The organism is Gulosibacter molinativorax, assembly GCF_003010915.2.
GTDB classification, from domain to species: Bacteria; Actinomycetota; Actinomycetes; order Actinomycetales; family Microbacteriaceae; genus Gulosibacter; species Gulosibacter molinativorax.
Window position 1 is genome coordinate 305,636 of sequence record NZ_CP028426.1, and the last position, 25,935, is coordinate 331,570.

General features: G+C 65.1%; 21 protein-coding genes. 17 read left to right on the forward strand and 4 right to left on the reverse strand.

The genetic code is table 11. The annotated features are described in order from the left end of the window. Positions 1-118: 118 nt before the first annotated feature. Positions 119-1,027: a tRNA (guanine(46)-N(7))-methyltransferase TrmB gene (gene trmB, locus GMOLON4_RS01560; protein ID WP_035732842.1), complete on the reverse strand. Its 909-nt coding sequence runs from the start codon at positions 1,025-1,027 to the stop codon at positions 119-121. 137 nt (positions 1,028-1,164) lie between these two features. On the opposite strand from trmB, the gene dapA reads away from it, so the two are divergent. The 10 genes from dapA (at position 1,165) to GMOLON4_RS01610 (ending at position 12,825) form a co-directional block, all read left to right on the forward strand. Next, on the forward strand, positions 1,165-2,088 hold the full coding sequence (gene dapA, locus GMOLON4_RS01565) for a 4-hydroxy-tetrahydrodipicolinate synthase (protein ID WP_051266852.1): 924 nt from the start codon (positions 1,165-1,167) through the stop codon (positions 2,086-2,088). A gap of 40 nt (positions 2,089-2,128) precedes the next feature. Continuing rightward, on the forward strand, positions 2,129-3,841 hold the full coding sequence (locus tag GMOLON4_RS01570; protein ID WP_084147517.1) for a ribonuclease J: 1,713 nt from the start codon (positions 2,129-2,131) through the stop codon (positions 3,839-3,841). Between the two features lie 163 nt (positions 3,842-4,004). Further along, positions 4,005-6,815 (forward strand): DNA translocase FtsK, encoded by a 2,811-nt coding sequence (locus tag GMOLON4_RS01575; RefSeq protein WP_026936999.1) that lies wholly within the window; start codon positions 4,005-4,007, stop codon positions 6,813-6,815. A 16-nt stretch (positions 6,816-6,831) separates the two neighbouring features. Continuing rightward, entirely contained in the window at positions 6,832-7,434 is a 603-nt protein-coding gene (pgsA, locus tag GMOLON4_RS01580) for a CDP-diacylglycerol--glycerol-3-phosphate 3-phosphatidyltransferase (RefSeq protein ID WP_051266856.1), read from the forward strand. A 16-nt stretch (positions 7,435-7,450) separates the two neighbouring features. Further along, on the forward strand, positions 7,451-8,176 hold the full coding sequence (locus tag GMOLON4_RS01585) for a CinA family protein (protein WP_051266858.1): 726 nt from the start codon (positions 7,451-7,453) through the stop codon (positions 8,174-8,176). A gap of 93 nt (positions 8,177-8,269) precedes the next feature. Beyond that, positions 8,270-8,602, forward strand: a complete 333-nt coding sequence (locus GMOLON4_RS01590) for a helix-turn-helix domain-containing protein (protein ID WP_026937001.1) — start codon at positions 8,270-8,272, stop codon at positions 8,600-8,602. Between the two features lie 85 nt (positions 8,603-8,687). After that, positions 8,688-8,918, forward strand: a complete 231-nt coding sequence (locus tag GMOLON4_RS01595; protein ID WP_026937002.1) for a DUF3046 domain-containing protein — start codon at positions 8,688-8,690, stop codon at positions 8,916-8,918. A 258-nt stretch (positions 8,919-9,176) separates the two neighbouring features. After that, positions 9,177-10,232, forward strand: coding sequence for a recombinase RecA (recA, locus tag GMOLON4_RS01600; RefSeq protein ID WP_026937003.1), 1,056 nt, complete (start codon positions 9,177-9,179; stop codon positions 10,230-10,232). A 9-nt stretch (positions 10,233-10,241) separates the two neighbouring features. Next, a complete protein-coding gene (locus GMOLON4_RS01605; RefSeq protein ID WP_051266860.1) occupies positions 10,242-11,066 on the forward strand; it encodes a regulatory protein RecX in 825 nt (274 codons plus the stop codon). A gap of 130 nt (positions 11,067-11,196) precedes the next feature. Then, positions 11,197-12,825, forward strand: a complete 1,629-nt coding sequence (locus GMOLON4_RS01610) for a SulP family inorganic anion transporter (protein WP_245575455.1) — start codon at positions 11,197-11,199, stop codon at positions 12,823-12,825. Here GMOLON4_RS01610 and GMOLON4_RS01615 read toward each other — a convergent pair. Further along, positions 12,822-14,528, reverse strand: a complete 1,707-nt coding sequence (locus GMOLON4_RS01615; RefSeq protein ID WP_035732844.1) for an ABC-F family ATP-binding cassette domain-containing protein — start codon at positions 14,526-14,528, stop codon at positions 12,822-12,824. The two genes, GMOLON4_RS01610 and GMOLON4_RS01615, sit on opposite strands and share 4 nt — an antisense overlap. Positions 14,529-14,961: 433 nt before the next feature. Between GMOLON4_RS01615 and GMOLON4_RS01620 the strand changes: the two genes are divergently transcribed. From GMOLON4_RS01620 to GMOLON4_RS01645, 6 genes are read left to right on the forward strand one after another with little or no spacing between them, the layout of a single operon-like run. Continuing rightward, on the forward strand, positions 14,962-16,854 hold the full coding sequence (locus GMOLON4_RS01620; protein WP_026937005.1) for a beta-glucoside-specific PTS transporter subunit IIABC: 1,893 nt from the start codon (positions 14,962-14,964) through the stop codon (positions 16,852-16,854). Positions 16,855-16,883: 29 nt separating this feature from the next. Beyond that, positions 16,884-18,329, forward strand: a complete 1,446-nt coding sequence (locus tag GMOLON4_RS01625) for a glycoside hydrolase family 1 protein (RefSeq protein ID WP_026937006.1) — start codon at positions 16,884-16,886, stop codon at positions 18,327-18,329. Further along, entirely contained in the window at positions 18,326-19,207 is an 882-nt protein-coding gene (locus GMOLON4_RS01630) for a Cof-type HAD-IIB family hydrolase (RefSeq protein WP_026937007.1), read from the forward strand. Before GMOLON4_RS01625 ends, GMOLON4_RS01630 begins: the two co-directional genes overlap by 4 nt. A 23-nt stretch (positions 19,208-19,230) precedes the next feature. Next, positions 19,231-20,784 (forward strand): tRNA (N6-isopentenyl adenosine(37)-C2)-methylthiotransferase MiaB, encoded by a 1,554-nt coding sequence (gene miaB / locus GMOLON4_RS01635; RefSeq protein WP_026937008.1) that lies wholly within the window; start codon positions 19,231-19,233, stop codon positions 20,782-20,784. After that, entirely contained in the window at positions 20,781-21,701 is a 921-nt protein-coding gene (miaA, locus tag GMOLON4_RS01640) for a tRNA (adenosine(37)-N6)-dimethylallyltransferase MiaA (RefSeq protein ID WP_035732845.1), read from the forward strand. The genes miaB and miaA overlap by 4 nt, the downstream gene beginning before the upstream one ends. Before the next feature lie 59 nt (positions 21,702-21,760). Next, positions 21,761-22,639 (forward strand): diaminopimelate epimerase, encoded by an 879-nt coding sequence (locus GMOLON4_RS01645; RefSeq protein WP_026937010.1) that lies wholly within the window; start codon positions 21,761-21,763, stop codon positions 22,637-22,639. A gap of 64 nt (positions 22,640-22,703) precedes the next feature. Here GMOLON4_RS01645 and GMOLON4_RS01650 read toward each other — a convergent pair whose 3' ends face one another. Next, a complete protein-coding gene (locus tag GMOLON4_RS01650; RefSeq protein ID WP_051266866.1) occupies positions 22,704-23,309 on the reverse strand; it encodes a class I SAM-dependent methyltransferase in 606 nt (201 codons plus the stop codon). A gap of 38 nt (positions 23,310-23,347) precedes the next feature. Here GMOLON4_RS01650 and hflX point away from each other — a divergent pair, with 38 nt between their 5' ends. After that, the gene (hflX, locus tag GMOLON4_RS01655) at positions 23,348-25,006 is read left to right on the forward strand and encodes a GTPase HflX (RefSeq protein WP_084147518.1); all 1,659 of its coding nucleotides are present in this window, start codon (positions 23,348-23,350) and stop codon (positions 25,004-25,006) included. Positions 25,007-25,146: 140 nt separating this feature from the next. On the opposite strand, the gene lexA is transcribed toward hflX, so the two are convergent. Continuing rightward, positions 25,147-25,785 carry a transcriptional repressor LexA gene (lexA, locus tag GMOLON4_RS01660; RefSeq protein WP_026937012.1) on the reverse strand — a complete coding sequence of 213 codons (639 nt, stop codon included), beginning with the start codon at positions 25,783-25,785 and terminating at the stop codon, positions 25,147-25,149. Positions 25,786-25,935 lie beyond the last annotated feature (150 nt).

Here is a 25,935-nt window from a genome sequence, read left to right on the forward strand (position 1 = left end):
GAAGCGGCGTATCGAAATGACCGGCACACCCCCGATCCGTGAGTAGGTGACGGAGTCGCCATATCGAACGGTGCTGACCTCGATACGCCTTCGGCTACTCGGCCATCGGCGTGCTTCGCTACTCGGCGAGCGGCTCCGGGCGGCGGATGCCGACGATATCGTGCGGGGGACGCCCGGCGTTGTGGCCGCGCTCCTCGAAGTGCGTGAGCAGGCGCCCCTCGTAGCGCGGCGCAAACCCGCCGCGCTCGGGCTCGCGGTCGTCGGGGTCGGGCCGCTCACCGAGGTGCGGGTTATCGAACCACGCCGAGTCTTCGATGACGTCGCGCATCTGCCACGCGTAGTTCTCCCAGTCGGTCGCCATCCGCCAGATCCCGCCCGGCTCGAGCACGCCCGCGGCGGTGTAGGTAAAGAGGTCGCTCACGAGGCGGCGCTTGTGGTGGCGAGCCTTACGCCACGGGTCGGGGAAGAACGTCCAGAGCTCGTGTGCGCGAGGATTCCCCGCATTCGGATGTGACGCATCCACCCGACCGGTCGCGACGCCCGTGCCGTCGACACCGACGCCTGAACCACCCTGCACAGCGCGCTCGTCGTGGGCCACCTCGAGCCCGAAAACGATCGGCAGTGCCTGCGCGACGTCCGCCTCGATGATGCGCACATTCTCGAGCCCCGCGCGGGCAAAGTTGCCGACGCACTTTGCCACACCGGGATGCCATGCCTCGAACGCGAGGAAGTTCCACTCCGGATGCGCGGCGGCGGCGTGGGTGAGCTGCTCGCCATTGCCCGGACCAATCTCGACGACGAGGGGCGCCTCACGGCCGAACTCCTCGTTCAAATCGATCACGGCGTCAGGTGAGATCGTCGCGGTCGCGGGTCCCTCATCCGCGTAAATGATGTACGTGCCGCCGTGGTATTCGAGGACGTCGTCGTAGTCCTTGGCCATTCGATTGTGGCCACGCATCGAAAACGAACGGATGCGGTACTTCGCCCGTGACTCGGGGTTCGAGCGGGACTCCTGCGGATTTTCCATGGCTACTATCTTCGCAGCCGCACGCGGGCGCGCCGAATCGATTGGCCGCGAATGCCGTTCCTCGGTATCAGCGGTACGCTGGGGGAGTGACTCTAGAGAATCCATTTGGCCAGGTGCTCGTTGCCCTCATTACTCCCATGGACCACGAAGGCGAGGTCGTGTGGGAGGACGTCGAGCGGCACGTCGACTCACTCGTTTCGCAAGGCGTTGACGGCATCGTCGTCTCCGGTACGACCGGTGAGACCTCGACGCTGACCGACGAGGAAAAACTCAAGCTCATCAAGGTGGCGAAGTCGGTCGCAGGTGACCGCGCGAAGATCATCCAGGGTGGCCCGTCGAACGAGACCGCGCACGCGATCAAGCTCGCGAAGCAGTCGGCCGAGGCCGGCGCCGACGCGATCATGGCCGTCACTCCGTATTACAACAAGCCGACTCAGGCCGGCCTCCTCACGCACTTCCGGATGGTCGCCGACGCGACCGATCTGCCGATGATTGTCTACGACATTCCCGGCCGCGCCGGCGTGCCCGTCAAGTACGAAACGATCCTGCGGCTCGCGAAGCACCCGAACATCCTCGCGGTGAAGGATGCGAAGGGTGACCTCGCCGAGGTCTCGCGCGTGCTCAACGAGACCGATCTGCTGTATTTCTCGGGTGACGACCCGATGGTTCTGCCCGCGCTTTCCATCGGCGCGATCGGCCTGATCGGTGTCACTGCAAACATCGCTCCGCAGCCGTACCGTACAATTGTGGACGCAGTCAACCGCGGCGACCTCGCCGCAGCCACCGCTGAACACAAGCTTCTCGAGCCACTTGCCCGTGCGACGATGACACATATCCCGGGTACGGTGTCGACCAAATACATCCTTCACGGACTCGGCCGAATCTCGACTCCTCGCGTGCGTTTGCCGCTCGTTGGGCCGGAAGAGTCGGAGGCGACGCTCATCGAAAATGACGTCGCTCAGGTGCGTGGACTTGCGGGTGTTGACTTCTCAAACTTCCGCCCAGACCGGAACGCCGCCGCCGGCGGCGCACTCCCCAAGGTCGCGGGCACCACTCGGTAGCCACCGCTAGCGGGTGTTATCGCCAAATGACAGGTACTGAATGACCGATACTTCTACCCAGGCCGCACCCGCGGTAAATCTTCCTAAGCTGAAGCGCGACACCATGCGCATCATCCCGCACGGCGGGCTCGGCGAGGTTGGCCGCAACATGACCTCGTTCGAGGTCAACGGCAAGATCCTCATCATCGACTGCGGTGTGCTCTTCCCCGAGTCCACCCAGCCGGGTGTGGATCTCATCCTCCCGGACATCGAGTCGGTCATGGACCGCCTCGACGACATCGTCGGCATCTTCCTGACCCACGGTCACGAGGACCACATCGGCGGTGTCCCGTATCTCCTGAAGCGCAAGCCGGACATCCCCCTCATCGGGTCGAAGCTGACGCTCGCGCTCGTCGAGGCGAAGCTGCGCGAACACCGCATTAAGCCTTACACCCTGACCGTCGCCGAGGGCGACATCGAGGAGTTCGGCCCGTTTACCTGCGAGTTCATCGCGATCAACCACTCGATCCCGGACTCGCTCGGTGTGCACGTCTCCACGGCGGCCGGTAACTTCATCCACACCGCCGACCTCAAGATGGACCCGACGCCGATGGACGGTCGACTGACCGACCTCCGCGCGTTCGCGCGCCTCGGTGAGCAGGGCGTCGACCTCTTCCTGTGCGACTCGACCAACGCCGAGGTCAAGGGACACTCCGGCAGCGAGATGAGCGTGGGCCCCGCGATCCACGAGGCGGTGCGCACGAGCCGCGGCCGCGTCGTCGTCTCCAGTTTCGCGAGTCACATCCACCGCATCCAGCACGTGGTGAATGCGGCCGTCGCGAATCGTCGCAAGGTCGCCCTCGTTGGCCGCTCGATGACCCGCAACATGGGCATCGCGATGGACCTCGGTTACCTCGATGTGCCGGACGGGACGCTCGTCGACTACAAGAAGGCGCTCGGCATGCGCCGCAACGAGGTCGTCTTCATCTGCACGGGCTCGCAGGGTGAGACGCTCGCGGTGCTCAACCGCATCGCGCAGCACGACCACGCGATCGAGGTGGGGGAGGGCGACCGCGTCGTGCTCGCATCCAGCCTCGTCCCCGGCAACGAGGTTGCTGTGTCGAATATGATCAACAACCTCATGAAGGCCGGCGCCGATGTCGTGCACAAGGGCAACGCCCACGTGCACGTGTCGGGCCACGGCTTCGCCGACGAACTGCTCGCTTGCTACAACGTCATCCAGCCGAACTTCGCGATGCCGGTGCACGGTGAATACCGCCACCTCGTCGCGAACTCCAAGATTGCGCTGAGCTCGGGCGTGCACGAAGACAATCTGATCATCACCGAGAACGGTGGGGTCATCGACATGTTCAAGGGTGTGCCACGCAAGGTCGGCGAAGTGCCGGTCGGCTTCGTCTATGTCGACGGCAAGACCGTCGGTTCGGTGACCGAGGACGACATCAAGGACCGTCGCGTGCTCTCGGAGGAGGGCTTCATCTCGGTCTTCGCGGTGATCGACCCGACCGACGCCACGATCGTCGCGGGCCCGGAGATCCACGCCCGCGCCTTTGCTCCGGACGACCAGGTTCTCGAGCCGCTCATCCCGCAGGTGCGCAAGGCACTCGAGGATGCGCTGGACGACGGTGTGCGCGACAAGTACCGTCTCTCGCAGGCCGTGCGCCGCGTTGTTGGCCGCTGGGCTGGCACCAAGCAGCGCCGCCGGCCGATGATCGTGCCGGTCGTGACCTTCGCGAACCCCTCGGAAACCGAGTAGCTTGCACTGAGTTTCAAGGCCGGGGCCGCATCTCCACACGGGGATGCGGCCCCGGCCTTTCGCGTGCCTGGCGGGTCCCGGCCGTGATCCGATTGAGACGGTAGTTTCGGGCACTCCGGCGGATGTTGCGGCCAAGTCGGAGCCGCCGGGTACCGTTGTAGCCATGTCTACCTCGACGCCGAAGCGTGCCCAAAACCGGAGCACGGGCTCCAATTCAGGGTCCCGTGGCCGGTCGGCGAAGTCTTCCTCCAAGCAGCAAGACACAAAAGTTCAGCTCACGATCGAAGAGCAGGCTCTCGGCACTCGTGCCTGGAACGGCCTCGCGCACGCCGTGGGCGGTGCCGTTCGCGCGGTCGGCCCCGAGCGGATTGCCAAGGAAGATCGCCGCGACACGTTCCCGATGATCCTCTTCCTGCTGGCCATCGCCGGCGCAGTGACCGTGTGGTTCTTCCCTGGAAACGTCGTCGCGATGAACCTCAACGCGTACACCTTCGGTGGCCTGTTCGGCCTCGTCGCATACGCGCTACCGGTCGTGCTCATGGGGCTGTCGTTCTGGCTTTTCCGTCACCCCGCCTCCGTGGACGACAATAACCGGGTAATGCTCGGACTCGCGATGGCACTGTTCAGTGCTTGCGCGATCTGTCACCTGCACGCGGGCCAGCCGCAGCCGGCGATGGGCATGCCGGAGCTCGCCAAGGCGGGTGGCGTATTTGGGTGGATGATCGGGGCACCCCTCGGGTTTCTCATCACGCCGATTCCCGCGACCGTTCTGCTCGCGCTGATTTTCATCCTTTCCCTCTTTGTCATCACGAAGACCCCGCCCAGGCAGCTGCCGCGGCGCATCCGCGACGGCTGGAACTGGCTCGTGGGCGTGGACCATGCCGACACCAAGGGCTCATCGAAGGCTTCGGGCGAGGGCGAGGAGGACGCCGCGCGTCCGGATCGCGAGCGAGAGCAGGTGCCCTGGTGGCGCCGAAACGAATCGGGCCGCGAAGTCGATCCTGCCTACGACACCCCGCTGGTGGACCCGGACAATCGCGAGGGCGCCGACGAGCTCACCGATCTGTTCGGCGCCGACGACGCGGCGACCAGGGTCATGCCGAGCGGCAAGGGTCGCGGCAAGAAGCGCAAGCAGCAGCCTGAGTCGGAGCCGACGCTCGATTTCCAGGCCGAGCAAGAGCAGCCGACCGAGGTGCTGTCGACCTCGGCGCAGACCCTCGCGCAGAGCCCAACGGACACGGCCGAACTTCCGCCGCGACCTGCGGAGGCGGCAGGTGGAAGCGCATCCGGTGAGCCGAGTGAGGCCGACGCCCTCGCCGCGGTTGAAGAAGACGAGACCGCGAACTGGGACACCCGCGCCGAGGAAGCGGACGACGAATACGAGCTGCCCGAGACGCAGCAGTTCCTCAAGCGCGGCGAGCCCGCGCGCACCCGCACCGAGGCGAACGATGAGACGATCGCCGCGCTCAACCAGACGTTCCAGTCCTTCAAGGTGGATGCGAAGGTCACCGGCTTCTCTCGCGGACCGACGGTCACGCGCTATGAGGTCGAGGTGGCGCCGGGCACCAAGGTCGAGAAGGTCACCCAACTGACCAAGAACATCGCGTATGCCGTGCGCTCGAATCAGGTGCGCATCCTCTCGCCGATTCCGGGGAAGTCGGCCATCGGCGTAGAGATCCCGAATAGCGACCGCGAGGTTGTCCGGCTCGGTGACGTGCTGAGCTCGCAGAAGGCGATCAAGGCGACGCACCCCATGACCATCGGCGTGGGTAAGGATGTTGAGGGCGGGTTTGTGCTCGCGAACCTCGCGAAGATGCCGCACTTGCTCGTCGCCGGTTCCACAGGTTCCGGTAAGTCGAGCTTCGTGAACTCGATGATCGTGTCGCTCCTGACGCGATCGAAGCCCTCCGAGGTGCGCATGGTGCTGGTCGACCCGAAGCGCGTGGAACTTACGCCGTATTCGGGTGTGCCGCACCTTATTACTCCGATCATCACGAATCCCAAGAAGGCCGCGGAGGCGCTGCAGTGGGTCGTGAAGGAAATGGAGATGCGCTACGACGACCTCGAGAACTTCGGTTTCCGCCACGTCGACGACTTCAACGCCGCGATTCGCGCGGGCGAGGTTCAGGTCCCGGAAGGCTCGAAGCGAAAACTCAAGCCGTACCCGTACCTCCTCGTGGTCGTCGATGAGCTTGCCGAGCTCATGATGGTCGCGCCGCGCGATGTTGAAGACTCGATCGTGCGCATCACGCAGCTCGCGCGTGCGGCCGGAATCCACCTTGTGCTTGCGACGCAGCGCCCGTCGGTCGACGTCGTCACGGGTCTGATCAAGGCCAACGTGCCGTCGCGCCTCGCGTTCGCGGTGACGAGTTCGACCGACTCGCGAGTCATCCTCGACCAGGTCGGCGCGGAGGCGCTCATCGGTCAGGGTGACGCGCTGTTCTCGCCCGCGGGCCAGAAGCCGATCCGTGTGCAGGGTGCGTGGGTCGACGACGACGAGATCAACAAGGTCGTCCGCCACGTCAAGGAGCAGGCACAGCCCGAGTACCGCACCGATATCAACGCGCCCGCCGAGAAGCGTGAGATCGATTCGGACATCGGCGACGATCTCGAGCCGCTGCTCGCCGCAGCGGAGCTCGTGATCACCTCGCAGTTCGGGTCGACATCGATGCTGCAGCGGAAACTGCGCGTTGGCTTCGCGAAGGCCGGCCGACTCATGGACCTCATGGAATCCCGCGAGATCGTCGGGCCCTCCGAGGGCTCGAAGGCGCGCGAGGTTTTGCGCACGCCCGAGGAGCTCCCGCAGGTGCTCGCGATGATTCGCGGCGACGAGCCGCCGGCGAGCGCTGCCGAACCCGAGTACGAGGGCCCCGAGGATCTCGTGGCCGCCCAATACGAGGGTCTCGAGGAGGTTGAGGGCGGTTCGGATTCGGAAGACAACGAAGACGCCTGGGGCCTCACGGGACGCGAATAGCGCGAGGAGCAGCGCATTGACTAGGCGCGTGTGGAGCCGTGGCGAGGGCCCGGTCAGTGTGTGGGCCGTGCCCAACATCATCACGATCGTGCGCATCCTCTTTGTGCCCGCCCTCGTGTGGGCCATGGTCGCGGATGCGGGTGCTGGCGGTCCGTTGCGCTGGGTCGCGCTCGCCCTCTTCGTGGTTGGCATTGGGTCGGATGCGATCGACGGGCACCTCGCCCGCAGCCGGAACCTGATCAGTGACTTCGGCAAGATCCTCGACCCGATCGCGGACAAGGCGCTCACCGGGGCGGCGCTCATCGTGCTGTCCTACCTCGGCGAGCTGCCCTGGTGGGTGACCGGGCTCATCCTGCTGCGCGAGATTGGCATCACGATCTGGCGCCTGATCGAGGTGCGTCGCATCGTGCTCCCCGCGGGCCGCGGCGGCAAGCTCAAGACGGTCGTCCAGGCGGTCGCGATCTCGCTCGCGATCGCGCCGTTCCCAGCGCTGCTCGGCGACTGGATGCACTGGGTCAATACGGCCCTCATGTCGCTCGCGTTCATCCTCACGATTTGGTCGGGAATCGACTATCTCGTGCGGGCATACTTTCCCAAGAAGTCCAACGAAGTGAACTGAGCCGAGAGGGATTGCCTTGACATCAGACCACGCATTCGAGCCGAACGCGGGACACTCCGAAGAAGCCAAAGTTATACCGGCGATCACCACCGATGACATGGCCGCCGAGGGCGATGCCCAAGCGGCTGCCGACGCGAGTGGGGTTGAGCCCGTCCAGGAAGCAGCGGGGGAGGTCACTCCTCCCGAGCGTCCGACGCACAGCACCGTGAATGAACCGTCTGCGCAGACGCTCGAGCTCGCGAAACTCCTGCTCGAGGCGAACCTGACGATCGCGGTCGCGGAGTCGCTGACAGGTGGCGCCCTCGGTGCTGAGATCGTCCGCGTGCCGGGCATTTCGGGGTCGTTTCTCGGCGGCATCATCTCGTACCAGGACGACATCAAGCACGACCTGCTCGGCGTGGACAAGCGGTTGCTCAAGGAACACGGCGCGGTGCATCGAGACGTGGCCTTGCAGATGGCGCAGGGCGTGCGAAAGAAATTCAAGATGTTTGGTCGGAACGCAGACATCGGTGTCTCGACTACTGGCGTTGCAGGCCCCGAACCCTCGTCGAAGGATCAGCCCGCCGGAACCGTGTTCGTTGGCGTGTCGTCGCTGTGGGGCGATCACGTCTCCCAGCTGGACTTTTCTAATCTCGTGCGCGAGAACGATCCGGTCGGCTCGCGGCAGCGCATCCGCTTCGCCACGATCGAGTCCGCGATCTTTAACGTCATCGAGCATCTTGCGAATCAAGCAGAACTCTGAACATTCGCCGGTGGCAGGGAATGTTTTTTGTCGGGGCCCCGTTGTACACTCCATGAGCCTCAGCAATGCAACTTCGAGAAAAGGAGGTTCCGCATGGTGCTAGTCCGTCATGAAATGGGAGAGGTGCTCCGGAACGTCCGTCTGCGTAAGGGCGCAACACTCCGGCAAGTCGCTGGTCGCGCATCCGTCGCGCTTGGGTATCTCTCTGAGATCGAGCGCGGTCAGAAGGAAGCGTCGAGCGAGATTCTTGCTTCGGTAGCGAGCGCGCTTGACACGCCCCTGTCCCAGATCTATCACGAGGTAGGTAACCGCCTCCTCGCGCACGAGGAACACGAGCTTCGCGAGCAGCGCCTCGCCGGTGTCATCCCTGACACCGTGCCCGACGACCTCCTCCGTTCGCACAAGGAACCCGTCGGCGCTCACTGAGAGCGACGCCGGTCCTAATGGTCGAAAGCGCTTCGTTGCGATTCCCGCAACGGAGCGCTTTCGCGTTTCCCAGTACGATGGCTGGATGCGATTGAGCGAGTTCCAGCGTGCCGTCACCGACGAGTTCGGTGAGGTTTACGGCGCGAGCGTGGTCCGCGATGTCGTGCTCGATCGGCTCCAGGACCGCACCGCGAAGGAAGCACTCGACGAAGGCGTCGACGCACGCACGGTCTGGGAGGCGCTGTGCGCTGGCATGGGCGTGCCCAAGGAGCGCTGGTATGGCGTCGGTCGGTTGGATCCGCGGGGCCGCGGCTAGCGCTGACCAGTCACTTATCAATTTCGACACGCCTGCCGAAATTCATCGAACAGCTGTTCGAGTAGGTGTAGTGTCATGCGTGTGGTTTGTGGATGACGTGTTCTCCACAGCGGCGGATCCCGCAGACGGAAATGTCGGTGGCTAAATCTACGCTGTGGGCACAGGTCGAAAGCGGACCGCCCGCCTTGTCGGAACGCTCTCTATCAGCGAAAGACAGCCTGTAGGCGACAACACCGAAAGCCCTTAAGGAGCAAGATCATGGCCGCAGCAAAAGATCGTGAAAAGGCACTCGAATCCGCCCTCACCCAGATTGACCGCCACTTCGGCAAGGGATCGGTGATGCGCCTCGGTAGCGAGGAACGCGCCCCGGTCGACGCGATCCCGACTGGCTCGATTGCGCTGGATGCAGCACTCGGTATCGGTGGTCTGCCGCGGGGCCGCGTCGTGGAGATCTACGGACCGGAATCCTCAGGTAAGACGACGGTCGCACTCCACGCGATCGCGAATGTGCAGCGCGAAGGCGGCATCGCGGCGTTCATCGACGCCGAGCACGCGCTCGACCCGGAATACGCCAAGAAGCTCGGCGTCAATATCGACGAACTGCTTGTATCGCAGCCCGACACGGGTGAGCAGGCGCTTGAGATCACCGACATGCTCGTGCGCTCCGGGGCGATTGACCTCATTGTCATCGACTCGGTGGCCGCGCTCGTGCCCCGCGCCGAGATCGAGGGCGAGATGGGTGACTCGCACGTTGGCCTGCAGGCACGCCTCATGTCGCAGGCGCTGCGTAAGCTCACCGGTGGCCTCAACACCAGCAAGACAACCGCGATCTTCATCAACCAGCTCCGTGAGAAAATCGGTGTCTTCTTCGGCAGCCCCGAGACGACGGCCGGTGGTAAGGCCCTCAAGTTCTATGCTTCGGTGCGCCTCGACATTCGTCGCATCGAGACGCTGAAGGACTCGGGTGACGCCGTCGGTAACCGCACCCGCGTGAAGGTCGTGAAGAACAAGATGGCTCCGCCGTTCAAGCAGGCCGAGTTCGACATTCTGTTCGGCCACGGCATCTCTCGCGAAGGTTCGCTAATCGACTTCGGCGTGGAACACGGCATCGTGCAGAAGTCGGGCTCGTGGTTCACCTATGACGGCGACCAGCTCGGGCAGGGCAAGGAAAACGTGCGCCGCTTCCTGGTTGAAAACGCGGACGTTGCCGACGAGATCGAGCACAAGATTCTCGTGCAGCTCGGCATCCGCGAGGGCGAGGCCGAGCCCATCGTGGATAGCGAGACCGGCGAGATCGTCGAACTCGGCGCCTAATCGTCCGCGATGCGAAACGAACAAGACGGCCTCGCCGAGGTCATCGCGTTCCCCGGCAACAAAGCTGCGTCAGGCGATCGACAGGATCGCCTGGCGCAGCTGCGTGCTCGGATGCTCGAAACCGAGAACGATTTTGTGCCGAACGCCCCCAAGGATGCGCGTGACGGTGCCCCTGAGATCGGGCCGGAGTCGAGCGAGACAAGTGTCACGCCAGAGACGCGCGACAAAAGGGACACGCGCATCACGCGCGACACGCGTCCGGCCAGTCCGGGCCCGCGATTCGTGCCCACCAGCTCGCTGCGCGCAGACTCGTCTCCGTCGGCTTCACGCCACTCAAACGTCGCGCGAATGCCGGGTGTGTCAGAGCACGACGAGATTGATGCTGATGCCGCGAACGACCTCCTCGTGCGCGCGCTCGCGCGCAGCCCGAAATCGGTGAGTGAAGCGGACCGCTTCCTGGCCGAACGGACCGAGCTTGGGGCTCGTGAACGCGAAGCGATCATCAACCGGATGCTCGACCTCGGTTACCTTGACGACGCGCGACTTGCCGAGCAGTTGGTGTCGGGTTCACTGAGCCGAAAGGGCCTTGGGCACGGCGGCATGACCCGCGAGCTGCGCAAGCGCGGCATCGACGACGGCATCATCCGGGAGGCCCTCGGCAGCATGGACGGTGACGAGGAATTCGAGCGCGCGCTCGAGCTCGCACGGGAGCGCGCGGGACGGTTCCGAGGGCTGGATTACGAGACGGCCGAGCGCAGGCTCTACGGCTACCTTGCCCGACGCGGTTTCGGCGGCGAGATTGTTCGTCGTGCGGTAAACGCCGCGCTCACGTAGTTTGGGCCGTCGATGCCGCGGGTCGGTCCTATGCTAGGGGTCTAACACCTTCGAGCGACGGATTTGAGGCGAAGCTGAATTGGCCCAGCGTGCGGCAGGCAATGTTTTTGGCACGATAGCGCGGAGAATCTTGCCCCGCGCATCCGACTACAAGGGCCTTCGCCACAGCTGGCGATTTGACCTGACCGCGGGACTCACCGTGGCCATCGTGGCGCTCCCGCTTGCCCTCGCGTTCGGGATCAGCTCGGGACTTTCGGCATCGGCAGGGCTCGTGACCGCGGTAGTGGCGGGCTTCGTCGCAGCCATCTTCGGCGGTTCGAATGTCCAGGTGTCGGGGCCGACCGGGGCGATGGCCGTGATCCTCGCGCCCGTCGTCGCGACGTACGGGGCCGAGTCGGTCCCGCTCCTCGCGATCATGGCTGGCGGGATGCTCGTGATCCTCGGTCTCTTCGGCCTCGGCCGCGTCGTGTCGCTCATCCCCTGGACGGTCGTCGAGGGGTTCACGCTCGGTATTGCGATTATCATCTTCATGCAGCAGGTGCCGATGGCCTTCGGCATGACGGCGACGGTGGGCATGAACCCGGTTCTTGCCGCGGGCGAGGCGATCGGCAACGCGGACTGGTCGGTCGCGTGGCAGACGCTCCTCATCGTGGCAATTACCTGGGGGCTCATCCTGGTGCTGCCGCGCATCCACCCGTCGATTCCCGCGAGCCTGATCGGCGTGGTCGTCGCGACCATCGTCGTGCTGCTCTTCAACATGGGCATCCCGCGCATTGGTGAGCTCCCCTCGGCGCTTGCAGCACCATCACTTCCCGTGGTTGACGCGGCAACACTCAGTTCGTTGGCCGGGCCCGCCGTGTCCATCGCACTGCTCGCCGCGATCGAGTCGTTGCTCTCTGCGCGCGTCGCGTCGCGCATGGCCGACACCGGTCCATACGACCCCGATCGAGAGCTGAGCGGTCAGGGGCTGGCGTCCATCGCCTCAGGTCTGTTCGGCGGCATGCCAGCCACGGGCGCAATCGCGCGCACCGCGGTCAACGTCCGAGCTGGCGCGAGAACGCGAGTGAGCGCAGCGGTCCACGCGCTCCTATTACTTGTCGTGATCTATGTTGGCGCGAGCCTCGTTTCGATCATCCCGCTGGCGGCGCTCGCAGGCGTGCTTATGGCGACCGCGTCGCGAATGGTTTCGGGGAAAACGATCCGTTCGGTGCTGCGCGCGAGCCGGAGCGACATCGTTATCTTCTTCATTACCGCGGCCGTCACGGTCGCTTTCGACCTCATCATCGCCGTCTGGATCGGGCTCATCGCCGCGGCCGTGGTGGCACTGAAGCACGCAGCCGACCAGGCGGGCGTCCGCCGGGAAGAACTCCCGGGCGAACGGGTTGAGGGCGACGAACGAATCGCGCTGGTGCGCATCGACGGCGCGATGTTCTTCGGCGCGGCCGAGAAGCTGCAGCACGAGTTCGATCAGTTCACGGGCATCGAGGTTGTCATTATCCGGCTCTCGCACCTCGGTGGACTCGACTCGACGGGCGCGAACGCCCTCGTCGAAATCATCGAAACCTTCGAGAAACGTGGCGTGACGGTACTGCTGAAGGGACTGCAGCCGCGGCACAAACAGATGGCTGGCGCATTTGGCGTGTACGAGGCGCTGCGCGACGGCAGGCACGCATTCGACACGCTCGAGGACGCGGTCGAACACGCGCGCAGCCACATTCGTCGTGGCCCGTGGCGGGGTTCTGTGGCGGCCGTCGACTAAGCCCCGAGCCGCAGCACCTCGCCCTGCCAGCGCTCCCGCAGCCACCGGTCGTGGCTCGCGATCACGACCGCCCCGGGGTAGTCGGGGATGGCGCGCTCGAGTTCCTCAGCGAGGGAGAGCGCGAGGTGGTTCGTGGGCTCGTCGAGCAGCAGCAACTCGGGAGGGTTCGCCACCAGCGCGGCGAGCGCGACCCGGCGGCGCTGCCCGTACGACAGCTCCGCAAGCGGAAGGCGCGCGGATTCCGCATCGAGGAGCCCCAGCTCGGGGAGTGTCGGAGCACCGCCAGCCGAACCCGCCAAGCCCGTCGAACCCTCCACACGCGCCGCGCCTGCCGCATCTGTAGAACCCGCCGCACGGCCGCCGAGCCGCGCCCGGTACGCCTCCTGCGCGGGCATCGAGAGGTCCTCCCACTCGTCGTCCTGGGTGAGCATTCCCACCGTGCCGCGTCGGGTCACCGAACCCACATCGGGGTCCACCATCCCGGCGATAGCCCCGAGCAGCGTTGACTTGCCCGCGCCGTTCGGTCCCTCGATCAGGATGCGCGATCGCGGCTCGATCTTGAGCGATACCTCCTCGAGCCGCCCGGTGACCGCGACGTGCTCGAGCACGGCTACGGGGTCCTTCTGCCGACGCCGTGCCTCGCCAAACCCTGCGAATTGCAGCGGCCGGGGTGGCGCCTGAACGGGGGAGCGGTCGAGCTCGGCAAGGCGATTGCGTGCCTGCCGCAATCGGCCACCGACCGTCTTCGCCGCTCGATCCGCCTCAAACTTCGCGGCGATCCGCGACTCGCCGCGCGGCCGAGACGTGTGGAACACGTTTCGTGCGTCGACCTCGAGGATGTGTTCGAGGCGGGCGCGCTCATCCTCCTGCGCCTCGTAGCTACGCTGCCACAGGAGTCGGTCGGAATCGCGAGCCGAGAGATAGTCGCTAAACGATCCCGTGTAGCGCCGTCCCTGGATGAGTCCATCGCCAGGGCCGCCCGGCCCAAACGCGACGTCGAGATCGACAATGCCGGTGACCACCGCATCCAGGAAAGCCCGATCGTGGCTCGCGACGAGGACGGGCCCTCGCCAGCGCGCGAGTTCGCCCTCGAGAAACGCGACTGCGTCGTCATCCAGATGGTTCGTGGGCTCGTCCAGGATGAGTGCGGTCGGGCGCGTGAGTAGCAGCGCGGCGATCGACAGCCGACGCCGCTGACCGCCCGAAAGCTCAGAGAGCACTTGCGTCCGGTCAATGCGGTCGAGCCCGAGACCGGCGAGGACGGCCTCGATGCGCGCGTCCAGCTGCCAGAGGCCCTCGCGCTCGGCGTCAATGAGCGCCCGCTCGTATTCGTCGGCGGCCTCGGGCTCATCGAGCCGCGCCGCCGCAGTTTCGATGCGTGCGCCGATGGCGCGAACGGGGGCCACGGCGTCTTCGATGATGTCGTGGAGCGTGATCGACGCCTGCGGCTCGAGCTCCTGCGTGAGCGCGCCGAGCGAGCTCGGCACGGCAATGTTGCCGGTGACGGACTGCGCATCGAGGGTGCCGGCAACGAGCGAGAGGAGCGTCGATTTCCCGGAACCGTTGGCACCAATGAGCCCGATGCGCTCACCGGGCGAGACGGTGAGGGAGACATTGTCGATGACTCGGCGAGTGCCGCGAAGGACGCTCGCGCCGTCAAGACGAATATGGGCAGCGGAAGTGTACTGAAGTGTGTGGGTCAAGATGATTCCTCGTTGGAGCGCGCGCCGGTGCGCAGAAAAACCGCTCCGATAGTTGAATCACCCGCCGGGCAAGAGAACGCCGCACCAAGAAAGGGCGGCGGCCGCGGACGCGGGTGGGGGACCTAGTACAACTTCATGCGCTCCATCGTACGCACAAATTCGGGCCGGGCCAAGTGGCCGCCAACCATGAACCATTCTTCGCCCAAACTTGGACTGACTCACTCAGATCGAATCGACTACGCTAATTTCAGAGACGAACTGGCATAGTTTTTCTCCCGTACCTAGTACTCCGATAGTTCCGCGTAGTTGCCTTTATCGGCAGCATGAACACTCCGTGTTACTGCAATTGCCGAGTGGATTGTGGGCGTTTTCTTTCCGGTGACCCGCGGCAGCGGTGTCCAGGCTGTATCCAAACGGCAGTGAGGAAAAGAAAATGGACTACAAGAAGACCGCCGATGAGATTATGGCGGGCATCGGCGGTGAAGAGAACGTCAAGTCGCTCGTGCACTGCGCGACGCGGCTTCGATTTGTCTTGCACGACGAAACAAAGGCGGACGACGCCACGGTAAAGGGCGTTGACGGGGTCGTTACGGTCAACCACGCGGCTGGTCAGTATCAGGTCGTGATCGGCAACGAAGTCCCGCAGGTCTACGCCGCGATTACCGAAGACTCCAAAGTCGGCGAGTCAACTGGGGACGAGGAACCCGGCGAAAAGGGGAATCTCTTCGACCGGTTCGTGCGGATGGTGTCGGCCATTTTCCAGCCCATTCTGTGGGCGCTGGCGGCGACTGGTCTGCTGAAGGCATTTGTCTTTGCCGCCGCTACCTTTGGCTGGCTCGATACCACGTCATCCACATACGCCGTCCTTGACGCGCTTTCGGGTGGATTCCTCCACTTCCTGCCGATGGCAATTGCCATTACCGCCGCGAGATTCTTCAAAGCCAAGGAATTTACTTCTCTCGCGATAGCGGCGGCGCTTGTCTACCCGTCAGTCGCGGCGCTTACTTTGCAACCCGATCTCGACTTCTTCGGAATTCCGATGACGATGATTAGTTATGCATCGAGCGTGATCCCAATCATCGTGGTGGTCTGGATTCAGAGCTACCTGGAACGCTGGCTCGACAAGGTCCTGCCCGCGTCGCTGCGAAACTTTACGACGCCCGCGATCGTGGTGCTCCTGCTGGTGCCGTTCACCTTCCTCGTGGTTGGGCCACTATCCAACTGGGTCAGCCAGCTCCTGGCCGGTGGCATTGGCTGGCTGTTCGAAACGGTGCCGTGGATCGGCGGCGCGTTCATGGGTGGCCTCTGGCAGGTGCTCGTCATGCTCGGCCTCCACTGGGGCTTCGTCCCGCTCTTTCCGATTGAGTTCGAGGCACGCGGTGCCGTTTACCTCACTGCTCCGATTTATGCAGCGGTCATCGCCCAGGCCGGCGCGGTCGGTGCGGTCTGGCTGCGTACGAGAAACGCAGAGCGACGCAAGCTCGCCGCACCCTCGACGATTTCCGCATTCTTTGCCGGTGTGACCGAGCCCGCCGTGTATGGCGTGAACCTGCCGATGAAGCGCCCGTTCGCCTTCGGCATCGTCGGTGGCGTCGTTGGCGGTGCGATTATCTCGGCCGCGGGCGGCGCCGCGAACAACGCTGGCGCGCTGCCATCGTTCCTGGCACTGCCATCGCTGATCGGCAACGGCAATCTCACCTGGATTCTGATCGGCGTCGCGCTGGCGTTCATCGTCGCCTTCATCCTGACGCTCCTGTTCGGCGTCAAGCAGGTAGAGGATAAGGAGGACGCCGAGGCTGCGTCGGCCGCCGCATCCGGACCGGCCGGTGCGTCGCCGAGTGAAATGAACGACGCGCTCATCTCGAGCCCGCTCGACGGTAACGTCATCCCGCTTTCGGAAGTGAAGGACGAGGCCTTCGCTGGCGGTGCGCTCGGCAAGGGTGTGGCCATCCAGCCGACAGGCAATACGGTCCAAGCGCCGTTCAATGGCACCGTCGTAATGGTGTTCCCGACCGGCCACGCCATTGGTCTTCGGGATGCGAACGGTGCGGAGGTGCTCATCCACATCGGACTCAACACCGTCGAACTCGACGGCGAGCACTTCGAGGCGCTGGTCGAGCAGAACCAGGAGGTGCAGGCTGGCGATCCGCTCATCCGCTTCGACCGCGAAGCGATCGGTGCGGCCGGTTACGACCTGACGACCCCTGTGCTTGTTACCAATCAGGCTGACTACCCTGAGGTCGCAAACGAGGCCCGCGGCGAGATCAAGTCGGGTGACCCGCTCTACATGGCACTCCGTTCCGACGTCGCTGAAATCGCTAGCTAACCACCGAAGCACGCACGAGAGGATTAAAGATGAAGTATTCGCAGCTCGACCCATTCCCCGAGGGATTCCTCTGGTCCGGATCCACCTCCGCGTATCAGGTGGAAGGCGCCACGCTCGAAGACGGGAAAGGCCCGTCAGTAGTAGACCTCCGCACGCAGTTTCCCGAGGGCACGAGCGACTACAAGGTTGCGAGCGACCACTATCACCGCTTCCGCGAGGATGTCGCACTCTTCGGCGAAATGGGACTCAAGGCATACCGCTTCTCGGTCTCCTGGAGCCGGGTCATCCCGGATGGCGATGGTGAGGTCAACCCGCAGGGAATCGAGTTCTATCGCAACCTGATCGGCGAGCTGCGGTCGAAGGGCATCGAGCCCATCGTCACGCTCTATCACTTCGACCTGCCGGCCGCCCTGCACGAGCGCGGCGGCTGGTCGAACCGCGAGACGATCGACGCCTTCGAGCGGTACGCACGCATCCTGTTCGAGGAGTTCGGCGGCGAGGTGAAGTACTGGCTCGGCATTAACGAGCAGAACATGATGATCCTGCACGGCGATGCGATTGGCACGAGCGGCGAAGACCACGACGATTCGGATCCGCACAAGGACCTGTACCAGCAGAATCACCACATGATGCTCGCGCAGGCGAGGGCGTTCAACGCCTTGCACGAGATGCTCCCGGAGGCGAAGATCGGCCCGGCACCGAACATCGCGATTGTCTACGCGGCGACGTCGAAGCCGGAAGACATGCTCGCCGCGGACAGCTACAACGCGATTCGCAACTGGCTATATCTCGACATGGCGGTGCACGGACGCTATAACTCCACGGCCTGGGCGTACCTGCGCGCCCACGGTTGGGAGCCGAAGATGGAGGACGGCGACCTCGAACTGCTCGCCTCCGCCAAGGCCGACTACGTGGCGTTCAACTACTACAGCTCCATGACGGTGCAGGCCGATCACCGTTCGATGACGGAGACTAAGTCGAGCGCGGGGGACCAGCAGCTCGGTGCATCCGATCCGGGGGTTCAGGAACCGGCGGACAACCCGAACCTGGAGAAGACCGCCTTCGGCTGGGAGATTGACACGGTCGGCTTCCGAATCACGTTCCGACAGATCTGGGAGCGGTACCACCTGCCGCTGCTCGTGACCGAAAACGGGCTCGGGGCTCCGGACACCCTCGAGGCCGATGGCTCGGTGCACGACGGCTACCGGATCGACTACCTGCGTAGCCACATCCACGCGATGCAGGAGGCGATCACCGATGGGGTCGAGGTGATGGGCTATTCGCCGTGGTCGGCGATCGACCTGATCTCGACGCACAGTGGCGTGACGAAGCGGTACGGCTTCATCTACGTTGACCGCGACGAGTTCGACCTGCGCACGCTGGATCGCTTCAAGAAGGACAGCTTCTACTGGTATCAGAGAGTCATCGAGGCCAACGGGCTGCCGGATGAGGACGCGGACAAGGTGACTGCGTGACGGCGGACGCTAACAACCGGAGCGTGCCGCGGCGGGCGATCTTCATCGACGCCGACGGCACGCTCCTGAACGACGCGGGCGTGCTGCGCGAATCCTCCGTGACCGCCGTCCGCGAGGCGCGGGAGGCCGGACACCTGTGCTTTCTCAGCACGGGCCGCTCGCGCATTGAGATTCCGGATGCGCTCGGTGCCATCGAGTTTGACGGCATCGTCACCTCGAATGGGGGCTTCGCGTTCATCGGCGGCGAGCTGGTCGAGTCGCGAACGATGCCGGAGGCGGTCGTGGGTGAGCTCATCGCCTACTTCGAGGCGGAGGGATACGACTATTACCTGCAGGGCATTGATTTCCTCGACGCGAGCCCAGGCGTCCAGATCCGGATCCAGAAAGGGCTCGAGGAGCTTGCCCTAAAGCACGGCGACGACATGGCGGGGGCTAGTCAGGATCTCATCCCCAAGGCGGCCCGGGAGGCCATGGCGGCGCATCGTCCAGTACGGCGCCAGGGCATTGCCAAGGCGATGTTCCTCGGCAACGATGCGGGCGCGTTCGAGCGCGTCAACGCGGATCTCTCCGAGCGGTTCGAGGTCGTGACCGGCACGATTCCGCAGTACGGCACCGCGAGCGGCGAGGTGACGCCCCACGGGATGAACAAGGGCACGACGATGCTTCGGGTGCTGAAGCGAGTCGGCATCGAACGCGCCAATTCCGTTGCGATCGGGGACAGTATGAACGATCGCTACATGCTGGAGGTTGCCGGGCTCGGGATCGCGATGGGAAACGCATCCGCCGAACTCAAGGCGCGGGCCGACTCGGTAACCAGAACAATCGATGAGGACGGTGTGTGGGCTGCGTTCGTGGAACACGGGCTGATTGCTGGCTGAGGAACCCGTAGAATTGGGGGATTATGACCGATTCCGCCACCATCATTAAGCCCTCGCCTGCCGCCATCGGACCAGACGGTGCGCCTCGTAGCTTCTACGTGCGCACGCTGGGCTGCCAGATGAACGTGCACGACTCCGAGCGAATCACCGGTTCGCTGCTCGCGGCTGGGTACGTCGAGTCGGACACTGAGGACGCGGACGTCGTGGTCATCAACACGTGCGCGGTGCGAGAGAACGCCGCGAACAAGCTCTACGGCAACCTCGGCCAGCTCGCGAGCCGTAAGCGTGAGCACGAGGGGATGCAGATCGCCGTCGGCGGCTGCCTCGCGCAGATGGAACAGCGCAAGATCGTCGAGAGGGCGCCGCAGGTGGATGTCGTGTTCGGCACCCACAATATGGGCTCGCTACCGACGCTGCTCGAGCGCGCCAGACACAACGCCGAGGCCGAGGTCGAGCTCCTCGAGGCGCTCGAGACGTTCCCCTCGACCCTGCCGACCAAGCGCGAGTCGACCTATTCGGGTTGGGTCTCGATCTCGGTGGGCTGCAACAACACGTGCACGTTCTGCATCGTGCCCGCGCTTCGCGGCAAGGAAAAGGACCGCCGACCCGGCGAGATCCTCAACGAGGTGCAGGCGCTGGTAGACCAGGGCGCGATCGAGGTCACGCTGCTCGGCCAGAACGTCAACTCCTACGGCGTCGAGTTCGGCGACCGCCAGGCGTTCTCGAAGCTGCTGCGAGCGTGCGGCGAGATCGAGAGCCTCGAGCGGGTTCGCTTCACGAGCCCCCACCCGGCCGCATTCACCGACGACGTCATCGACGCGATGGCCGAGACGCCGAACGTCATGCCGCAGCTCCACATGCCGCTGCAGTCCGGCTCCGATCGGGTGCTGCGCGCAATGCGCCGGTCCTATCGCTCGAAGAAGTTCCTCGGCATCCTCGAGCGCGTGCGCGACAGGATGCCGCACGCATCCATCACTACCGACATCATCGTGGGCTTCCCTGGCGAGACCGACGAGGACTTCGAAGACACGATGCGCGTCGTCGAGGCCTCGCGGTTCTCGAGCGCCTTTACGTTCCAGTACTCGATTCGGGAGGGCACGCCCGCCGCGACGATGCCGGATCAGGTCCCGAAGGAAGTCGTCCAGGAGCGCTTCGAGCGACTTCTCGAGCTGCAGAAGCGTATTTCGCTCGAGGAAAACCAGGCGCTAGTCGGGACGACGCAGCACGTTCTCGTCGCGGCCGACGAGGGCAAGAAGGACGAGGCGACGCACCGACTCACGGGCCGCGCCGAGGACAACCGGCTCGTGCACTTTGCGGTGCCCGAAGGTTCTGACCTGCCTCGCCCGGGCGACGTCGTCACGGTCGAGATCACCCGCGGAGCCCCGAGCCACCTCGTTGCCGACGGGCCGACCGGCGCGCCCCTGCGCATCCGCCGCACCCGCGCTGGGGACGCTTGGGATGCAGCCCAGGCCGCATCCTGCGGCGCGCCGACTGACGCTCCGGCCGGCGGCGCGGTAAGCCTTGGGTTGCCGACGCTGCGCATCGGCGCGCCGTCCTCGCCCTCGAAGTGGCAGTGACGAGCGAACTGATCGTCATCGGTGGGGCGACGGGAACCGGGAAGACTGGCCTGTCCCTCGCCGTCGCGGAGCTGCTTCGTGCACAGGGACGGGACGCCGAGATCGTTAACGCCGACGCGATGCAGTTCTATCGCGGCATGGACATCGGCACCGCGAAGCTACCGCCCGAGCAGCGCCGGGGCATCCCGCACCACCTCTTCGACGTGCTCGACGTGACCGAACCGGCGACGGTGGCGTGGTATCAGCCGCTCGCGCGGGAGACGATCACGGCGATCATCGATCGCGGTGCCGTGCCGATTCTCGTCGGCGGCTCGGGGCTCTACATCGCGTCCGTGGTGTTCGACCTGCAGTTCCCCGGACGCGACCCCGAGGTGCGCGCCGAGCTCGAGCGCGAACTCGAGGAGTGGGGCGCCGGCATGCTCTACAAACGGCTGCGGGAATTCGATCCCGAGGCCGCGGCAAGAATCGATCCCAAGAACGGTCGACGCGTTGTCCGGGCGCTCGAGGTGATCCGCGTCACCGGCGAAAAATTCTCGGCGCAGCTCCCCGAGCAGGATGCGTGGTGGCGGCCGACCACGATGGTGCTGGCCGAGATGCCGCGCGAGGAACTCGTGCCGATTCTGGATGCGCGGGTCGTGACCATGTGGCGCGACGGTCTCGTGGGCGAAACGGCGGAGCTCCTCGAGGAAGGACTCGTGGAGTCCTCGACCGCGGGAAAGGCCATCGGCTATGCCCAGGCGGCCTGCCAGCTGCGCGGCGAGTTGTCCGAGGCGGACGCGATCGCGCAGGCGCAGCTGCTCACCCGAAAGTACTCGCGTCGTCAGGTTTCGTGGTTTCGCCGATACGACACCGCGGTGCGGGTTCGCGGCGACGACCCGTGGGCCGCGAACCTGGTCATCGAGCACTTCGAGCGCTAGCAGCCGCGTTCGTTCGCTGGCTGGACAAGCGCGACGCCCGCGCCGAATACGATGGCGGTATGCGGCACATCCAGTTCACGAAAGTCCACGCGCTCGGAAACGACCTGCTTGTGATCGTTGATCCGAGTAACTCGACCGAACTGACCTCGGAAGACATCGCGCACTTGTGCGACCGTCACACCGGCATCGGCGCCGATGGCGTCGTCAGGGCGGTGCGTAGCGTGTCGATTCCGGAGGGCGAGCGCGCGCTTGCAGAGGTGCCGGAGGCCGAGTGGTTCATGGACTACGTCACCGCGACCGGGGCGACCGAGGCCTATAGCGCGAACGGACTTCGCGCGATGGCGAGGGTGCTCACCGAACTCAGCCTCGCGGAGCTCCCGACGGGCGAGACGCTGTCGATCGGCACGAGGGTCGGGGTGAAGGATGTGCAGCGCAATTCTACGGGCGGGTTCCAGGCCGACATCGGCCGCTGGCGACTCGTCGGCGGGGAGCCGCTCGTGCATGCGGCCGGCCTGCAGGTCGCTCGACCCGGGCTTGGCATCGAGGTGGGCATCCCCTACGTCGTCGTCGCGCTCTCGAGCGCCGAAGAACTCGAGACGCTCGACCTGCGCGAGGCCCCGGAAACGGAACCCGCGCATCCTGCCGGGCTGAGCATCGCGTTCGTGGTGCCCGAGGACCCGCTCGTCAAGAACGGCGTCGGGCAGGTGCGGATGCGCGTGTTCGAACGCGACCTCGGGGAGACCCAGTCGAGCGGCACGGGTGCGGCGGCCGTCGCGCTCGCGGTGCGCCACTGGGCCGGCGAAGGCGCGCCCCACCACTGGCGCGTGGCGTCGCCGGGCGGCGCAATGCAGGTGCGCATGTTCCCGACCGAGGAGGGCGAGCATCTCGGCGAGGCGGGGCCCGCCATGGTTGTCTTCGCGGGGACGACGACGCTCTAGGAGATTTGGCCAGGGTTTCTACGGCCGGGGTACGCACTACCGGGTCGCACGCAAATTTCGCTCGCTAGAAGCGGGTGATGCGCAGGATACGGAAACCACCCGAGGTCGAGTGGCGTTCGACCTCGTAGTCGTCGCCGAGGGATGCGGCGAGTCGCTTTTGCAGTGAGTCCGCGCCGAGGTTCTTACCCACGACGAGCCAGGCCTCACCGCCCGGTGCAAGGCGGGGGAGCCAAGTCCCGAGCAGCTCGTCGAGCGCGGCCTTGCCGATACGGATCGGTGGATTCGACCAGATCACGTCGAAGGTGATGTCCGCGGGCACATCCTCGGACCTGCCGGCGTGGATGTTGTCGAGCGAGTGGCGCTTCGCGTTCTGCGCGGTCAGCTCGATCGCGCGCTCGTTGACGTCGATCGCCCAGACATCGAGGTCGGGGGACTCCAGGGCGAGGGCGAGGGCAATCGGGCCCCAGCCGCATCCAAGATCGAGCGCGTTGCCGCGGGTTGGCGGGGCCGGCACATCTTCGAGCAGGATGCGCGTGGCACGGTCGAGATGCTCACCCGAGAACACCGCGTTGGCGGTCGTGACCGTGAGCTCCCGCCCGCGTAGGTTCACGTCGATCTCACGTTTGCGCTCCTGGGCCTGCGGGTTCTCCGCAAAATAGTGTTCCGCCATGTCTAGAAAGGTATCGCAGCGGCTAAGCTTGATCGAACATGCTCAATGATCCAAACGACACACTGAACCCCACTTTCCACGAATCCGACGACCGCAGCGAAGCAATCGTCGATCGCGTTCTTTCTCGCGGGGAATCACGGCGGGCGAAAACAACGCTCTTTAGCGAAGGCCGCGCCGAGGCATTGCAAGACGACCGCGACACATCCTACGACTTCGACGTCGACGGTCTGCAGCTCGAGCGCGAGGAGCGCCGCTCGCTCCAGTTCGTCGAGAGCCTCTCGACCGAGCTCGAGGACGTCACCGAGGTCGAGAACCGCCAGATTCGACTCGAGAATGTCGTGCTGATCGGCGTCTACCCGGCTGGCTCGCAGCAGGACGGCGAGACGTCGCTGCAGGAGCTCGCCGCGCTGTGCGAGACGGCGGGCGCCCGCGTACTGGAAGGCCTGCTGCAGCGCCGCCCGTACCCCGACCCCGCGACCTACCTCGGTCGAGGTAAGGCCGGGGAGCTCGCCGAGATCGTCGCCGAGACCGGCGCGGACACGGTCGTAGCCGACACCGAGCTCGCGCCCTCGCAGCGACGCGCGCTGGAGGATGTCGTGAAGGTCAAGGTGATCGACCGCACCGCCGTGATCCTCGACATCTTCAGTCAGCACGCGAAGAGCCGCGAGGGTAAGGCCCAGGTCGAACTCGCGCAGTTGTCCTACCTCCTGCCGCGACTTCGCGGTTGGGGTGACTCGATGTCCCGCCAGGCCGGTGGCCAGGTTGGTTCCGCCGGAGCCGGTATGGGTTCCCGAGGCCCCGGTGAGACGAAGATCGAGCTCGACCGTCGCCGCATCCACACCCGCATGGCAAAGCTGCGCCGGGAAATCGCGGGGATGAAGACCGCGCGTGACACGAAGCGTGCGCGGCGCGACCGCAACGCGGTTCCTGCGGTGGCGATCGCTGGCTACACGAACGCCGGCAAGTCCTCGCTGCTCAACCGCATCACGCGCGCGGGTGTGCTCGTCGAGAACCAGCTATTCGCGACACTGGACGCGACCGTGCGCCGGACCGAGACTCCGGATGGCCGCCCGTACACAATGGCAGACACCGTGGGATTCGTGCGGAACCTCCCTCACCAGCTCGTCGAGGCGTTCCGTTCGACGCTCGAAGAGGTCGCGGATGCTGACGTGCTCGTCCACGTAGTAGACGCGGCGCATCCCGATCCCGCAGGGCAGATTCAGACCGTTCGCGAGGTCATCGGCGAAATCGACTCGCGGCACATACCCGAGCTGATCGTGTTCAACAAGGCCGACCTCATCGACCGCGACACGGAGATTGCTCTGCGGGGGCTCGAGCCGGATGCGGTGTTCGTGTCGGCGCGAACCGGCAGGGGCATCGACGAGCTGCTCGACCGCATCGCCGAGCTGCTGCCGATAGCCGAGATCGAGGTCGACCTCGTCGTGCCCTACGACCGCGGCGATATCATCTCAATGCTGCACGACGCTGGTGGCGTGGTGCGCGAGTCGCACGAGGCCGACGGCACGCACGTGCGCGCCCGGGTGCATCCTGACCAGCTCGGCTCGATCGAGCCGTTCCGCGTGGGTGGCAAGGGCGCGCCCGACCGACGCCGCCCAGATGTTCGGCACAAGCCGAACCTCGGTGCGCCGGAGCCCGCGCCGCGGAAGCTCGAGCTGCCGCGCCGCGAGCAGGCGTAAGCGACGGCCGCGACGCGGGTGAAAACGCGGCGAGGTCCTTGAGTAAGCGGGCGAAGCCCGCTGTATCGAAAGGGCCGGTTGATTCGACACATATCGCTTCGCGATTCACGTGGCGACTTCGGGCATTTCTCGCCGGACTGCTACACCGAGCGCATGACGGCGACGACGCGGCCGAGGATCTCCGCCTCGTCGCCGAGGATGGGCTCGTACGCGCTGTTGCGCGGGAGTAGCCACGTGTGGCCGTCGCGCTGCCGGAATACCTTCACCGTAGCTTCGCCGTCGAGCATCGCGGCCACAATTTCGCCGTTTTGCGCGACCTTCTGCTCGCGGACGACGACCCAGTCGCCATCGCAGATGGCAGCATCGATCATCGAGTCGCCCGAGACTTCAAGCATGAACAGGTCGCCGAGGCCGACGAGCTGTCGGGGGAGCGGGAGGACCTCTTCGACTTGCTGCTCAGCGGTGATGGGAATACCCGCGGCGATGCGCCCCACGAGCGGCACGAGGGCAGTCTCGGCGGGAATCCGTTCCTCGGTGGTGTCTGCCTGCTGAGGCTGGTAGAGCAACTCGATTGTTCGAGCCTGATTCGAATTGCGCCGCAGGTAGCCGTGTTTCTCGAGCTGGGCCAGCTGGTGCGAAACCGAGGATGAACTTGCGAGGCCGACCGCGTCGCCGATCTCGCGAATTGTGGGCGCGTAGCCCTGGCGATCGAGGTGATCGGCAATGTAGCCGACGATCGCTTCTTGCTTCTGCGTGAGGGGCTTAATCGTCGGTTTCATTTCGGGCTCCTCGGCTCAATTGCAGGGAAGGGCCGCCGAATGTCGGAGGCTCATGGTCTTCTCCTTATGTTGCTTCCGACTCTAGTTGCGAAGCCGACGTAGTTCAAACAGATATTCGAGCGTGTCGCCGATTGGTATTCGAAGAAAACC

What these genes read in the sequence shown, in the direction of transcription:
- GMOLON4_RS01645 (WP_026937010.1), top strand. Translation starts at nt 21,761, where the DNA reads ATGCGGCACATCCAGTTCACGAAAGTCCACGCGCTCGGAAACGACCTG.
- hflX (WP_084147518.1), top strand. Translation starts at nt 23,348, where the DNA reads ATGCTCAATGATCCAAACGACACACTGAACCCCACTTTCCACGAATCC.
- trmB (WP_035732842.1), bottom strand. Translation starts at nt 1,027, where the DNA reads ATGGAAAATCCGCAGGAGTCCCGCTCGAACCCCGAGTCACGGGCGAAG.
- miaB (WP_026937008.1), top strand. Translation starts at nt 19,231, where the DNA reads ATGACCGATTCCGCCACCATCATTAAGCCCTCGCCTGCCGCCATCGGA.
- GMOLON4_RS01625 (WP_026937006.1), top strand. Translation starts at nt 16,884, where the DNA reads ATGAAGTATTCGCAGCTCGACCCATTCCCCGAGGGATTCCTCTGGTCC.
- GMOLON4_RS01650 (WP_051266866.1), bottom strand. Translation starts at nt 23,309, where the DNA reads ATGGCGGAACACTATTTTGCGGAGAACCCGCAGGCCCAGGAGCGCAAA.
- dapA (WP_051266852.1), top strand. Translation starts at nt 1,165, where the DNA reads ATGGACCACGAAGGCGAGGTCGTGTGGGAGGACGTCGAGCGGCACGTC.
- GMOLON4_RS01590 (WP_026937001.1), top strand. Translation starts at nt 8,270, where the DNA reads ATGGTGCTAGTCCGTCATGAAATGGGAGAGGTGCTCCGGAACGTCCGT.
- GMOLON4_RS01605 (WP_051266860.1), top strand. Translation starts at nt 10,242, where the DNA reads ATGCGAAACGAACAAGACGGCCTCGCCGAGGTCATCGCGTTCCCCGGC.
- GMOLON4_RS01575 (WP_026936999.1), top strand. Translation starts at nt 4,005, where the DNA reads ATGTCTACCTCGACGCCGAAGCGTGCCCAAAACCGGAGCACGGGCTCC.
- GMOLON4_RS01570 (WP_084147517.1), top strand. Translation starts at nt 2,129, where the DNA reads ATGACCGATACTTCTACCCAGGCCGCACCCGCGGTAAATCTTCCTAAG.
- recA (WP_026937003.1), top strand. Translation starts at nt 9,177, where the DNA reads ATGGCCGCAGCAAAAGATCGTGAAAAGGCACTCGAATCCGCCCTCACC.
- GMOLON4_RS01620 (WP_026937005.1), top strand. Translation starts at nt 14,962, where the DNA reads ATGGACTACAAGAAGACCGCCGATGAGATTATGGCGGGCATCGGCGGT.
- lexA (WP_026937012.1), bottom strand. Translation starts at nt 25,785, where the DNA reads ATGAAACCGACGATTAAGCCCCTCACGCAGAAGCAAGAAGCGATCGTC.
- GMOLON4_RS01595 (WP_026937002.1), top strand. Translation starts at nt 8,688, where the DNA reads ATGCGATTGAGCGAGTTCCAGCGTGCCGTCACCGACGAGTTCGGTGAG.